This is a genomic window from Streptomyces sp. NPDC093064 (assembly GCF_044754605.1).
Taxonomy (GTDB): domain Bacteria; phylum Actinomycetota; class Actinomycetes; order Streptomycetales; family Streptomycetaceae; genus Streptomyces.
In genome coordinates, this window is the sequence record NZ_JBIVPK010000007.1 from 246021 (window position 1) to 259164 (window position 13144).

General features: G+C 72.6%; 14 protein-coding genes. 11 read left to right on the forward strand and 3 right to left on the reverse strand.

Translation table 11 applies throughout. The annotated features are described in order from the left end of the window. Position 1: 1 nt before the first annotated feature. Both ACIQFZ_RS11995 and ACIQFZ_RS12000 read left to right on the forward strand, forming a co-directional pair. Positions 2-586: a hypothetical protein gene (locus ACIQFZ_RS11995; RefSeq protein WP_402691146.1), complete on the forward strand. Its 585-nt coding sequence runs from the start codon at positions 2-4 to the stop codon at positions 584-586. 120 nt (positions 587-706) lie between these two features. Beyond that, entirely contained in the window at positions 707-1891 is a 1185-nt protein-coding gene (locus ACIQFZ_RS12000) for a winged helix DNA-binding domain-containing protein (protein ID WP_402691147.1), read from the forward strand. A gap of 57 nt (positions 1892-1948) precedes the next feature. Here the strand turns inward: ACIQFZ_RS12000 and ACIQFZ_RS12005 are convergent, their stop codons facing one another. Beyond that, complete coding sequence (locus tag ACIQFZ_RS12005; RefSeq protein WP_141361526.1) at positions 1949-2263, reverse strand: hypothetical protein; 315 nt, start codon at positions 2261-2263, stop codon at positions 1949-1951. Between the two features lie 257 nt (positions 2264-2520). On the opposite strand from ACIQFZ_RS12005, the gene ACIQFZ_RS12010 reads away from it, so the two are divergent. The 6 genes from ACIQFZ_RS12010 (at position 2521) to ACIQFZ_RS12035 (ending at position 8800) form a co-directional block, all read left to right on the forward strand. Beyond that, entirely contained in the window at positions 2521-2883 is a 363-nt protein-coding gene (locus ACIQFZ_RS12010) for an arsenate reductase family protein (RefSeq protein ID WP_402691148.1), read from the forward strand. Between the two features lie 140 nt (positions 2884-3023). Then, complete coding sequence (locus ACIQFZ_RS12015; protein WP_402691149.1) at positions 3024-3737, forward strand: hypothetical protein; 714 nt, start codon at positions 3024-3026, stop codon at positions 3735-3737. 231 nt (positions 3738-3968) lie between these two features. After that, on the forward strand, positions 3969-5006 hold the full coding sequence (glnII, locus tag ACIQFZ_RS12020; protein ID WP_402691150.1) for a glutamine synthetase: 1038 nt from the start codon (positions 3969-3971) through the stop codon (positions 5004-5006). A gap of 357 nt (positions 5007-5363) precedes the next feature. Next, positions 5364-5966, forward strand: coding sequence for a winged helix-turn-helix domain-containing protein (locus ACIQFZ_RS12025; RefSeq protein ID WP_365774480.1), 603 nt, complete (start codon positions 5364-5366; stop codon positions 5964-5966). A 59-nt stretch (positions 5967-6025) separates the two neighbouring features. After that, positions 6026-7018, forward strand: coding sequence for an NAD-dependent epimerase/dehydratase family protein (locus tag ACIQFZ_RS12030; protein WP_365434632.1), 993 nt, complete (start codon positions 6026-6028; stop codon positions 7016-7018). 207 nt (positions 7019-7225) lie between these two features. Continuing rightward, the gene (locus ACIQFZ_RS12035; protein WP_402691151.1) at positions 7226-8800 is read left to right on the forward strand and encodes a DUF1996 domain-containing protein; all 1575 of its coding nucleotides are present in this window, start codon (positions 7226-7228) and stop codon (positions 8798-8800) included. 113 nt (positions 8801-8913) lie between these two features. On the opposite strand, the gene ACIQFZ_RS12040 is transcribed toward ACIQFZ_RS12035, so the two are convergent. Beyond that, positions 8914-9318: a hypothetical protein gene (locus tag ACIQFZ_RS12040; protein WP_365420753.1), complete on the reverse strand. Its 405-nt coding sequence runs from the start codon at positions 9316-9318 to the stop codon at positions 8914-8916. 157 nt (positions 9319-9475) lie between these two features. On the opposite strand from ACIQFZ_RS12040, the gene ACIQFZ_RS12045 reads away from it, so the two are divergent. From ACIQFZ_RS12045 to ACIQFZ_RS12055, 3 genes are all read left to right on the forward strand, one after another. Next, a complete protein-coding gene (locus tag ACIQFZ_RS12045; RefSeq protein WP_402691152.1) occupies positions 9476-9976 on the forward strand; it encodes a tetratricopeptide repeat protein in 501 nt (166 codons plus the stop codon). 51 nt (positions 9977-10027) lie between these two features. Beyond that, positions 10028-11950 (forward strand): hypothetical protein, encoded by a 1923-nt coding sequence (locus ACIQFZ_RS12050; RefSeq protein ID WP_383062888.1) that lies wholly within the window; start codon positions 10028-10030, stop codon positions 11948-11950. A gap of 97 nt (positions 11951-12047) precedes the next feature. After that, the gene (locus tag ACIQFZ_RS12055; RefSeq protein WP_361409272.1) at positions 12048-12737 is read left to right on the forward strand and encodes a TetR/AcrR family transcriptional regulator; all 690 of its coding nucleotides are present in this window, start codon (positions 12048-12050) and stop codon (positions 12735-12737) included. Positions 12738-12759: 22 nt separating this feature from the next. Here ACIQFZ_RS12055 and ACIQFZ_RS12060 read toward each other — a convergent pair whose 3' ends face one another. Then, a complete protein-coding gene (locus ACIQFZ_RS12060; RefSeq protein WP_365420744.1) occupies positions 12760-13116 on the reverse strand; it encodes a 5-carboxymethyl-2-hydroxymuconate Delta-isomerase in 357 nt (118 codons plus the stop codon). Between the last annotated feature and the right edge of the window lie 28 nt (positions 13117-13144).

The following is a 13144-nucleotide window of genomic DNA, read 5'->3' on the forward strand; positions in this document are numbered from 1 at the left end:
GATGGGGCTCCTGGACATTCTGCTCGGCCGTACCAAACCCGCCCTGCCCGACCTGGACCAGCTGTTCGCGCTGCCGTCGGCGGCCATCACCCTTCAGGCGGCGGCCGGCTTCACCCCGACCGGGCAGGGCGCGGTGTGCTTCGCCACGGTCGAGGGTGCCGCCTTCGAGCAGACGCACCGCGAGGTCCAGGCCCTGCTGGACGCCGACGCCGAGCGCGGGGGGCCGCCCGTGGAGCTGTCCCAGGACTCCTACGGCTACTCCTGGCTGGTCTCCCGCCGCACTCCCGACCAGCTGCCCGAGCTGGTCAACGACCTGCACGCGGTGAACAGCGCGATGGAGGTCAACGGCTTCGGCCCCCAGCTCCTGTGCTCCCTGGCCGGTTTCCAGGACGACGCCGACCGGCGGCTGGCGCTGGTGTACCTGTACAAGCGGGGCACCTTCTACCCGTTCGCGTCGCTGGCCGGCCAGGCGCAGCGGCGCGACAACCCGCTGGAACTCCGGGTGAAGGCGACCCTGGCCGACGATCTGCGCATCGAGCCGGACCTGAGCCGCTGGTTCCCGGTGTGGGGCGCCCCCGGCCTGTGAGCGAGGTCCTTGAGCGACCCCGCGGGACCCCTCGGGCCCTGCGGAACTCCTCAGCACGAGGGCCCGGTGTCAGTGGTGTCGGGCAGGATGCCGTCAGGCACTACTACGGGCGGAGGTCTCATGGGCGGGGAGCCCCGGTACATCGACGTGGCGGAGCGGCGGGCCAGGCTGGCCCTGCGGCACCGGCTGGCCGCCGGGACGCGGGCGGGGACGCCGGAGGAGGTCGCCCGGGCGCTGGTGGCACTGCACGGAACGGACCCGGCGACGGTGTACCTGGGCGTCGGCGCCCGCCTGGCGGAACCCGCCGGAACAGTGCCGCAGACCGAACGCGCGCTGTACGAGGACCGCACACTGGTGCGGATGCACGGCATGCGGCACACGGTCTTCGTCTTCCCGGCGGAGCTGACCGCCGTCGTCCACGCCTCGACCGGCATCGCCGTCGCCGCCCGCGCCCGCGCCGCCCTGATCAAGGACATGGCGAAGGCGGGCGCGCCGGACGCGGCCTGGCTGAAGGAGGTCGAGGAGTCGACGCTGGCCGCGCTGGCCCGCCGCGGGCAGGCCACGGCCACCGAGCTCGCCCAGGACGAGCCGCGGCTGCGGGAGCAGTTCGCGTACGCGGCCGGGAAGAGCTACGAGGGCGTGCACACGGTGTCCTCGCGGCTGCTGCGCGTCCTGGGCGTGGAGGGCAAGGTGGTCCGGGGCCGGCCGCTCGGCTCCTGGACGTCCACGCAGTTCCGCTGGGCCCTCGCGCCCGAGCATCCCGAGCTGGACGTCGCCGGCGCCCAGTGCGACCTGCTGCGCCGCTGGCTCGCGGCCTGCGGCCCGGCGACCGAGGCCGACCTGAAGTGGTGGACGGGATGGCGGGTGACGGACGTGCGGCGGGCTCTGGCCGCGGCAGGGGCGCGCGAGGTGAGAGTGGACGAGGGCACGGCGTACGTCACCGAGGACGACGTCGCCCCGGTGGCCGGCCCGGCCGAACCGTGGGCGGCCCTGCTGCCCGGTCTCGACCCCACGGCGATGGGCTGGCAGCAGCGGGACTGGTACCTCGCGCCCGGGCTGCGGCCGGCCCTGTTCGACGGCAGCGGCAACGTCGGCCCGACGGTGTGGTGGAACGGCCGGGTCGTCGGAGCCTGGGCCCAGCGCCCCGACGGCGAGATCGTCTGGCGGATCCTGGACCGGGAAGGGGTGGGCGCGGAGGCGGAGGCGGAGATCGCCCGGCAGGCGCGGGAGCTGGGAGACCGGCTCGGCCCGACGCGGGTCACACCGCGCTTCCGCACACCGCTGGAGAAGGAGCTGGCGGCGTAGGCGGTGACGTGGGTGGGGCCGGGCACCCCACGGGCGCGGGGTGCCCGGCGTCCGGGGTCAGCGCGAGTACCTCATCAGCGCCCGCACCATGTGGCACGTCGTGTTCGACGGCGGGTGCACGCCGATCAGTTCGGCGATGGAGCGGATCGTCTCGTCGCGGGCCTGGTGCGGCATGTAGACGCCCGAGTCGAGCAGGGCGATGGCGAGCCGCATCGCCTTCAGACGGCGGTTGTGGATGACGTACCACTCACGCGGACGCCCCGGCGGCAACGGCCGCTTCGCCACGGGTTCGTAGGGGAGGTCGAGCAGGACGGGACGCTTCGCGGTGGACTGGGTCGGCAACGGCTTCGGCTTCAGTGCGGCAGCGGCCACAGGCATCCTCCTGTCGCGGTGGGAGCGCCGCGAAAAGACCCCGGCGACGCTCTCGAACACTGCTTCAATTCTACTGCGCAGCACTGACAAAACCCCCTGGCCACAAGGGCTTTCGGGGCTGGAGTGACGCAGGCGGGAGACGGGTTTCCACGGGTTCTCCGCGGCGGATTCCCACAGTGGTTTCCCGCATCCGTTTCCCGCGGGTCCTCGGGTCCCGGAGTCCTCGGGTCCTTGGGCCCTTCGCGTACCGTGGCCGCATGGAGATCTGGCTCAATCCGGCCTGCTCAAAGTGCCGCAGTGCCGTCGGGCTGCTCGATGCCGAGGGTGCCGAGTACACCGTGCGCCGCTATCTGGAGGACGTACCGACCGCGCAGGAGATCCGGGACGTGCTCGGGCGGCTGGGGCTCGAGCCGTGGGACATCACGCGGACGCAGGAGGCCGCCGCCAAGGAACTCGGGCTGAAGGACTGGCCGCGGGACGCCGGGGCGCGCGAACGCTGGATCACGGCGCTGGCCGAGCACCCGAAGCTGATCCAGCGTCCGATCATCACGGCCGACGACGGCACGGCGGTCGTGGCCCGGACCGAGGAAGCGGTGCGGGACGCGCTCGGACGCGGGTGAGCGCGGCGTGCCTCAGCGCACCGTGCCGCCAACTCCCGTGTGACACAGGTCACTTCAACTGGTTCCGCAACCGCTGAGTAACCTCGTTCGGCATCTCGTACCTAGCGGCGTACGCTCCCCCACCCCTTCAGGAGGCGCGCATGTCGCGTAGGCGCACTGTCAGCACGAAGAAGAAAGTCGCGCTGCTGGTCACGGCCGCGGCGGTGGCGGGCGGCGGGGCCTTCGCCCTGGCCGCCACGTCCAACGCCGCGCAGCCGGAGGCTCCGCGCACCCTGTCCGCCGCGGACTCGACGGTCTGTCAGGGGCTCGCCACCGCCCTCGGCAACAACCAGAAGTTCATCGACGGCCAGCGGGCCGACCCGGACGCGCTGTCCGAGGCGCGGATCGCCAACCGGGAGGCGGTCATCGAGGAGATCAAGCGCAAGCAGGCCGCGTCCGGGTGCACGGTGGGGGAGTCGGCTCAGGACTCCCAGACCGGGCAGCAGGCACAGAACGGCCAGGAAGCGGGCCAGCAGAACGGACAGGAAGCGGGCCAGCAGGCCGGTCAGCAGGCCGGTCAGCAAGACGGTGCGGCCGGGAACGCCGGCGGCGGCGTCGCGGCGTCCGGTCAGCAGGTCTGCCAGGGCTCCACCGTGACGCTCTCCGGCGAGGGCGGCGCACCGGCCGCGTCCAGCAACCAGTTCCCGGCGGGCACCACGCTGAAGGTCACCAACCTGGACAACAACAAGTCCACCACGGTGAAGGTCACGTCCGTCTCCGGCAGTTGCGTCCTGCTCAACGACGCGGCCTTCGAGGAGGTCCGGGAGCCGGGCAAGTTCCTGATCCGGCGCGCAGTGATCGAGAAGGTGGGCTGACGCCGACCCCCATGGGTGAGGGCCTGCTTGCTCCCGGCCGGGAGCAAGCAGGCCCTCACCCGTACCGGGTGAACCGCGCCACAACGGCGCCGGGTAACACGGGGTTCACATTCGGGCAACGGCCGGGAAACCGCCCGTTGACAGGCTGCTGAACAGCCGCCGCGGCGCACCGTGCCGCGGCGCCGCGCCGCCCGTGAGCGCGCGCGAGTGAGACCCCGGAGGATGTGGCCCGTGACCTTCAAGGCTGAGTACATCTGGATCGACGGCACCGAGCCGACGGCCAAGCTGCGTTCCAAGACGAAGATCCTCGGCGACGACGCCAAGGGCGCCGAACTGCCGCTCTGGGGCTTCGACGGGTCCTCCACCAACCAGGCCGAGGGACGCACCTCCGACTGCGTCCTGCGGCCGGTCTTCTCCTGCCCGGACCCGATCCGCGGCGGCGACGACATCCTCGTGCTGTGCGAGGTCCTCGACATCACGCTCGCCCCGCACCCGTCCAACACGCGGACCGCGCTGGCCGAGGCCGCGGAGCGGTTCGCCGCGCAGGAGCCGGTCTTCGGCATCGAGCAGGAGTACACCTTCTTCGACGGCTCCCGCCCGCTCGGCTTCCCCGAGGGCGGCTACCCGGCCCCGCAGGGCGGCTACTACTGCGGTGTCGGCGCCGACGAGATCTTCGGCCGGGAGATCGTCGAGGAGCACCTGGACAACTGCCTGACGGCGGGGCTCGGCATCTCCGGCATCAACGCCGAGGTCATGCCCGGCCAGTGGGAGTTCCAGGTCGGCCCGCTGTCCCCGCTCCAGGCCGCCGACCAGTTGTGGGTGGCCCGCTGGCTGCTCTACCGCACCGCCGAGGGCCACGGCATCTCGGCCACCCTCGACCCCAAGCCGGTCAAGGGCGACTGGAACGGCGCAGGCGCCCACACCAACTTCTCCACCAGGGCGATGCGCGAGGGCCCCGAGGGCTACGCCGCGATCATCACCGCGTGCGAGGCACTCGGCGAGGGCTCCAGGCCTATGGACCACGTCAAGAACTACGGGGCCGGGATCGACGACCGCCTCACCGGCCTGCACGAGACCGCCCCGCGGGACGCGTACTCCTACGGCGTCGGCGACCGCGGTGCCTCGGTCCGCATCCCCTGGCAGGTCGAGCGGGACGGCAAGGGCTACATCGAGGACCGCCGGCCGAACGCCAACGTCGACCCGTACGTCGTGACGCGCCTGCTGATCGACACCTGCTGCACCGCCCTGGAGAAGGCCGGGCAGGTCTGATCCGAACGGGTGGCGCGGACACCTCCTCGCCGGCATCCCGGCGAGGAGGTGTCCGCGCAGTGAGAAGCGGCGGGAAGAGGGTCCTGTCCGGACACGGGGTCTGCTTCAATGGGGGCATGGTGGGCTTCCGGAAGTGCGTCGCGACGAGTCGCGACGACCTGGAGCCGTTCTGGCCCTCCCGTCAGCACCACGACTTCGACCGGCTCTGTTGCCGCGCGCCGAGCGCGCGGGCCCGGTAAAGCCGTACACCCCGGCCTCCGGCCAGCGCGGAACGACGTACGTCCCCGACGCGCCCGACCACGAACTCGCGGCCGTCGGTCCCCCGGCGAACCTCTCCCGCGAAAGAGCTGACCTGTCATGGCGACCACCCGTTCTCTGACCGACACCGCCCTTCCCAGCCCCGCCTCCTCCCGCTCCCTCGCTTCCGCACGGCACCGACTGCGGGCCGTGGACCGGGACGAGGTCGTGGAGATCGCCGATCTCCTGCCGCCCGGCGCCACCTGGCTGCCGGCTCCGCAGCACGCCCTGCCCAGGCTGCCGGGCCGGCCCCCGATGGTCGGCTACCTGGTGCTCGTGCCCGCCGACCAGCAGCCGCCGTACCTGCCGGTGGCGGTGCCGGACCACCCGGAGGCCGGGACGGCCGCCGACACCGCGCCCGGTGCCGGCGACGCGCTCGTCCGCATCGACTCCGTACGGCGGATCGCGGCGGTGGACGGACGCGAACTCGACCTCACCTACCTGGAGTTCGAGCTGCTCTCCCACCTCGTGGCCCACCCGCACCGGGTGCACACCCGCGACCAGTTGGTCACCACGGTCTGGGGCTACGGCCACGTGGGCGACGGCCGCACGGTCGACGTCCACATCGCCCGGCTGCGCCGCAAGCTCGGCGCCGAACACCGCCTGACGATCCAGACCGTACGCCGCGTAGGCTACAAGTACGCTCCGCCGGCCGGGCGTTGATCTCTGCCGACGGCAGAATCCGGTTCCCTGCCACGGCCCTGACGGGCACAGTCACCGGTATGAGACTTCTGGTGCTGGGTGGTACGGAGTTCGCGGGGCGGGCCGTCGCCGAGGCGGCGGCCGGGCGCGGCTGGGATGTGACGGTCCTGAACCGGGGGCGGCACGCGCCCGTTCCCGGGGTGCGGTCGCTGCACGGCGACCGCACCGCGCCCGACGGGCTGGCGGCCCTGACGGACGGCGCGTGGGACGCGGTCGTCGACACCTGGTCGGCCGCGCCCCGCGCGGTCCGGGACGCGGCGCGGCTGCTGCGGGACCGCGCCGGCCGGTACGTGTATGTGTCCACCTGCTCGGTGTACGCCTGGGCCCCGCCCGCCGGCTACACCGAGGCGGCGCCGCTGGTCGAGGGCGCCGACGCCGGTGCCGAGCAGACGGACTACCCGCAGGACAAGCTGGGCGCCGAACTGGCCGCGGTGGAGGCCTTCGGGGCGGACCGCTCGGTGCTCGTACGGGCCGGGCTGATCCTCGGGCCGCACGAGAACATCGGGCGGCTGCCGTGGTGGCTGAACCGGATCGCGCGCGGCGGCCCCGTGCTGGCGCCCGGTCCGCGGGACCTGCCCCTTCAGTACATCGACGTCCGCGACCTCGCCGCGTGGATCCTCGGCGCGGTGGAGGGGGAGCTGAGCGGGCCGTACAACATGATCAGCCCGCAGGGGCACGCGACGATGGGCGAGCTGCTGGAGGCCTGTGTGCGGGCCACCGGCGCGGACGCCGAACTGCGCTGGACCGATCCGGAGACGATTCTCGCCGCGGGCATCGAACCCTGGACGGAGCTGCCGGTGTGGATGCCACCGGGCAGCGAGGGCCACGACGCGCTGCACGGCGCCGATGTCGGCCGGGCCCTCGCGACCGGTCTGCGCTGCCGTCCCGTGGACGAGACGGTCGCGGACACCTGGACCTGGCTCCAGGGCCTGGGCGGTACGGCGCCCCAGCGGCCGGACCGGCCTCCGGTGGGCGTGGATCCCGCCCTGGAGGCGAAGGCGCTCGGGCTGTAGGCGGGCCTCGGGCCGAAGAGCCCGGATCTCAGCCGGTGTTGCTGCAACTGCCGGTGGAAAAGCGGCAGTTGCGGCCCGATTGACCCACGGATCGCGAATGAATTCGTGGGTCGGCTGAACACGTCCGGGACCGTGTCCGTATCCATGGGAGCCGCTTCACTCCTGTCGGGCGCCTCGATGCTGCCCCGCAAGGATCAGAGGAGTTCCATGGGACGCAACACACGCAAACGCCGAATGCCGCTGGCCACCAAGGCCATAGCCGGGGCGGCGGCCCTAGCGCTCGGTGGGGGCGGGCTTGTCTGGGCGAACTACTACGCATCCGCGCACGAGTCGAAGAACGACGCGTGGGGAGGCAACCGGACGAAGGCCGTCAACGCACAGGTCGCGACGATCTCGTGCCCGGACGTCGGCCAGAAGCTCACCGCCGTGCCGGAGCGGGCCCGTGGGGAGGTCGACGGCGAACTCGCCACGCTCGACCAGCAGATCACCGAGGCGTACCAGCGGCTGGCCACCACGCGCGACGCGCAGGCCAGGGACGCGAGTTTCGTCCAGAACTCCATCCTGGGCCCGCTGAAGGACCGGCGGAAGGTGATCCTCGACCGGATCAAGCTGGAGATCAACCGGGCCGGTGGCAACACCCCCGGCGACCTGGACAATCTCGCACCCTGCATCGGCACCCCCGTCGAGCAGAACCAGACGGACGCGGGCGGCGGTGAGCCCGGCCAGGACACCGGCCAGAACGACGGTCAGGACACCGGCCAGGACAACGGGCAGCCGAGCGACAACGGCGGTCAGAACGACGGTGGCCAGAACGACGGCGGCCAGCCGGGCGACGACGGGCAGCAGGGCGTCGGCGGTCAGGCCGGAAACGGCCCGGTCGCGACGGACTTCGTGGACATCACCACGGTCCAGCCCAACGTCCCGGCCAAGCCCCGCAAGAACCGCAACGCCGCGACCGGCTCCTTCACCACACGCTGCGGTGTGAACGCCAACGGCAACCACAACACCGACAACGTGATCGTGGCGCCCGGTGTGGCCAACGGCGCCCACCACCTGCACGACTACGTCGGCAACCAGAAGATCGACGCGTTCGCGAGCAACGACACGTTCCTCCAGGGCGGCACCAGCTGCCAGAACAAGAACGACCTGTCGTCGTACTACTGGCCGGTGGTCCGGGTCCAGGACGGCACGCAGGACTTCGACCAGGACGCGGACGGCGGTGGCAAGGAGGGCAACGTCGGCCGGATCCTGAAGCCCGTCCAGGCGCAGATCAAGTACGTCGGCAGCCCGACCGGCAAGGTCGTCGCCATGCCGCAGTTCCTGCGCATCATCACCGGTGACGCCAAGACCACGACCAACGGTCTGGCCAACGCCAACGCGCACTGGAGCTGCACCGGCTTCGAGAACAAGGTCCAGCTGACGGAGCAGTACCCGATCTGCCCGCAGGGCAGCCAGATGGTCCGCACGTTCGCCTTCCAGAGCTGCTGGGACGGACAGAACACCGACAGCGCCAACCACCGTACGCACGTGGCCTTCGCCGACGAGCGCGGCAACTGCCCCGGCGGGTTCAAGGCCATCCCGCAGCTGACGATGCGCCTGGTCTACGACGCGCCGCAGCCGGCCATCGAGAACGGCGTGGTGAAGAACGCCTACGCGGTCGACGGCTTCCCGGAGCAGCTGCACAAGGCGGCCACCGACCACGACGACTTCATCAACATCACGACCGGCGGTCTGGCGAACAAGATCGCCAACTGCGTCAACTCGGGCCGGAACTGCAAGTGACGCACTGAACCGGTGAACCGTTGGTGATCCGTTGAGGAAGGCCGGCGGCGGGAGATCCCGCCGCCGGCCTTCGCCGTGTGCCCGTGGGCCCGTGAGTTGGGGGTGGCGGCGGCTCAGCCGCCGTGGGCGCTGTGGTCGGTGCCGGTCTCCACGTCACCGCCGAGGGTGGAGCGCAGCGCGGTGACCACGCCGCTGTCGCCGACGGCGACCCACTTGCGGCCGACGAGGTAGGAGCCGCCGTAGTCCTTCGCGTCGTCGATCCACTCCCGCTGGCCACGGTCGGTGGCGAAGGTGGCGAGGACGAACTTGCCGGTGGAGTTGGTGCAGATCGCCTGCCGGATGGTGTCGGCGTCGGTCTGCATGTCCGGCTCGCACTTCACCTCGGCGGCCAGGCTCTCCAGGCTGCCGGTCGCCGTCGGCGGCACCTTCGCCGCCTCCCCGTCACCGGAGCCGCACCCCGTCAGTACCAGTGCCGCCGCGGCACCGGCCACCGCGAGCATCGGTCGGGTCACCCTCATCTGTTCCTCCGGTCGCTTCCGGCACTCCGTTCCCGGCGGCACGAGCCACAAGCATGCCGCACCGGGCCCCGGCGGGGGCCGCCCTTCGATACGGCTCCGGCGCGCACAGCGCTCAATCGGGTGGACGCCACCTGCACACGCGTGCGAGCGTGAGCCGGTGAACCAGGACTGGGAAGACCGCGTGGCCGACGCCTGGGCCCGCTTCGACGACTACTCCGAGGACGAGGCGCCCGCGTTCCGGGCGCGGATCGACGCGCTCGTCGCCGAACTGCCCGACGGCAGCCCGCTCGGCCCGTTCGAGCAGGCCTGCGCGTGGGACTCCACCGGCCACTCGGACCGCGCGGTGCCGCTCTACCGGGAGGCACTGGCGCGTGGGCTGAGCGGCTACCGGGGCCGCCGGACCAGGATCCAACTGGCCAGCTCGCTGCGGAACATCGGCCGGCCGGAGGAGGGCGTCAAGCTGCTCACGCCCGAACTGGACGGACCTTCCGACGAGTTGGACGACGCCGTCCGGGCGTGTCTGGCCCTGTGCCTGTCCAGTCTGGGCCGTGACCGCGAGGGCCTGTCCCTCGTCCTCGGCGCCCTCGCGCCCCATCTGCCCCGCTACCAGCGCTCGATGACGAACTACGCCCGGCTGCTGGTCGAACCGGAGGGCTGAGACCGCCGGGCGGCGATGTGACCAAGGACCGGCTCGCTCGTTTGCCTGGACGTGCAGTCACAGCATGTCGCCCCGCGCCACAAGTCCTCCCCCGGGCCGGTCGTCGATGCCGAGCGGGCCGAGGCCGCGCTCGTCGAGCACTATCCGCGTCTGGTCCGGCTCGCCTATCTGGTGCTGCCGCCCGGACTCGGGCGGGGCCGCCGCGTGCTGACCGCGCACGCGCTGGCACAGCGGGCGCTGCCGCGGGGCCGGTCCTCGGCGACCGTGATCCCGGCCCAGTCGGCCGGCCGCGAGTCCGACCCGGGCTACGCCTTCGTCCGCCTCCAGGTGATCCGCACGGCCCTGGGGGCGGGCCGCCCTCTCAGGCGCCGGATCCGGCCCGTACGCGCCCAACTGCCGCCGATGATGCCCCTGGTGTGGGGCCTGCGCCTGTTCCCGCACACCGGCGGCGCCGACGAACTCGCCCTGGACCAGAAGCTGGCGACCCTGTCCGGGCCGGCCCGTGCCGCCTACGTCCTGCGCGGCCTGGAAAGGCTCCCGGACCACGCCGTCCGGGACGTGCTGAAGGCCGCGGGCGTGGCCGACCCGGCCGCAGCGCTCCGCCAGGCCGACCGCCTGCCCGCCCAGTACGCGCTCCTCGACTCCCCCGAGTTCGACCCCTGCTCGTTGCAGGCCCGGCCCACCGACCTGAAGCGGCGCAGGCAGCACGCCAAGGCCGCGCTCGCCGCGGCGGCGGCCCTCGCCGTGTGCGGGGCATTGGTCGCCCTGCCGGGCGGCGGCTGGGGCCCCGACGGCGCCGCCGCGCCCGCCTACGCGCAGAACCCGTCCGCCGAGGCCGCCCTGGACCCGGGCAGGCTGACCAGGGTCGCCCCCACCGCCTGGCGGACCTCCGCGCGGCTGGACCTCTCCGTATGGGCGGCCCGCGGCGACCGGGCCGGCGACACGGCCCTGCTGCGCCGCGCCCTCGCCGTCTGGGCCCGCCCCGGCGGGTCCGTACGGATCTCGGCCACCCCCGGCACCGCCACGGGCGGCCCCGCCGGACCGCCGCAACTGCTCTACGCCGGCGATGTCGACAACGCGCGCGTGGTGCTCTTCCACGACGGTCTGCGCATCGCCCGCTACGCCGAGCCGAAGGACTCCGCGGCCGGGGCCGCCCTCGACTTCGCCCGGGTCGACGGCGCCGCCGGCGCGGAGGCGAGCGCGGTGGTGCTCAGCCGCTCCGACGGCAACGTCCGCTATCTGACAGCGCCCTGGGTGAAGGCGGCGGCCGAGCGGGACCTGCTCAAGCCGGACGCCGGGGCGATGGACCTCGGCATCACGGACGGGGTCACCGGGCCGCTGGCCAGCCCGGTCCAGAAGACCGGCGCCTGCACCTCGTGGAACGTGCTCCAGCTCACCGGCGAACCCGGCACGCATGTCCTGGCCGACCTCGGCGAGCTGGCCCCCGCCCGCCTCACCACGGGCCGCCCGGACGCCCCGCAGGAGGCGTCCGGCGCGGCGGGGCTGCGCGCCTGGGCGCCACTGGCCTGCTCACTGGCTTCCGTGCGCGCGCAGGGGGTTCGGTCGGTCAATGCCTGGCAGTACGCCGAGCAGCCGCTGCCCGACGCGACCGGAACGGCCGCGTGGGTGTGCACCCGGGCCGAGACCTGGCGGGGCGACGGGCCCCGCGTGCTGGCCCAGTTCCACACCCCCGGCGGGAAGTACGCGGCGGTCGCGGCCAAGGCCGAGAACGTGCCCGCGTGCGGCGCCCGCGATCCGCACGTGCTGGCCGGAGTGCTGTGGAAGTCGGAGGCAGGCACCTGGTACCTGCTCGCCGCCGGCGGCCGGGACACCGCCTCGATCAGCGCCACAGGCGGGGTCAACGCCTCCTCTCAGGGCCACTTGCTCGCCGTACGGACCCGGCAGGGCGCCCAGGCCGACCTGAAGGGGACGCTGGACGACGGCAGGTCCGTCGACGCGCTGCGCCAGAAGTGACCGGCCGGCGTGGGAGGATGTGACGCCCCGAGGTCGAACACCGCGGTCGGTCCTCTCCAGTCCGTTCAGGGCTGGAATCGATCGGTAAGGTGTTCGCATGACTACCGGGGTTCGCCGCAGGATGGGAGTCGAGGAACGACGGCAGCAGTTGATCGGCGTCGCCCTCGAACTGTTCAGCCGCCGCTCGCCCGACGAGGTCTCCATCGACGAGATAGCGTCGGCGGCGGGCATCTCACGCCCGCTGGTCTACCACTACTTCCCGGGCAAACTCAGCCTGTACGAGGCCGCGTTGAAGCGCGCCTCGGACGATCTGGCGGGCCGGTTCGCAGAGCCGCGCGAGGGCCCGCTGGGGGCGCGGCTGCTGCGGGTGATGCGCCGGTACTTCGACTTCGTGGACGAGCACGGACCCGGCTTCTCAGCGCTGATGCGCGGCGGACCGGCCGTGGGCTCGTCGACGACGAACGCGCTCATCGACTCCGTCCGGCAGGCCGCGTATGACCAGATCCTTTCGCACCTAGGGGTCGAGGAGCCGCCCGCGCGGCTGGAGCTGGTCGTCCGCTCGTGGATCTCGCTCGCGGAGTCGACGGCGCTGATCTGGCTGGACGGCCGGCGCATCCCGCGCGCCGAGCTGGAGCTCCAGCTGGTACACGACTTCGGCGCGCTCGTCGCGGTCAGCGCCGCCCACGACGAGGAGATGGGCGCGCTCATGCGCCGGGTCTTCAAGGACGAGCCGGCCGAGGGCCCCTTCGTGGACCTGATCGGCCGGCTCGTCGCTCTCGCCTCCTGACGCCGCTTCCCGGCAGCGCTCGCTAGGCGTCGAACTTCCGGTACGAGGCGTCGAGGTCGCGGACCTCGGCCGACGCGTGCAGCGCCAGGCCGTCGACCGGCTTCACATGCTGCCGCAGTGCCTCCAGGACCGCCTCCGTCAGGCGTGCCTTGGTCTCGTCGGTGCGGCCGGCCAGCAGGCCGATGGTGACGTGCACGATCGCGTGCCCCTCGGTGTCCGGACCGACGACGGTGTCCTCGGTCCGGCGGAACTGCGTCTTGCACGCCGGAGGCTTGGCGGCCGCGATCTCGACCGTGCGGGCGTGCAGCTCCCGCGCGAAGGCACGCCGGTCGAAGGCGTCGGCCAGCCGCTCGGAGTAGTCGACGGTGATCTGCGGCATGAGCACTCCTGTTCCGGGTCGACCGGGG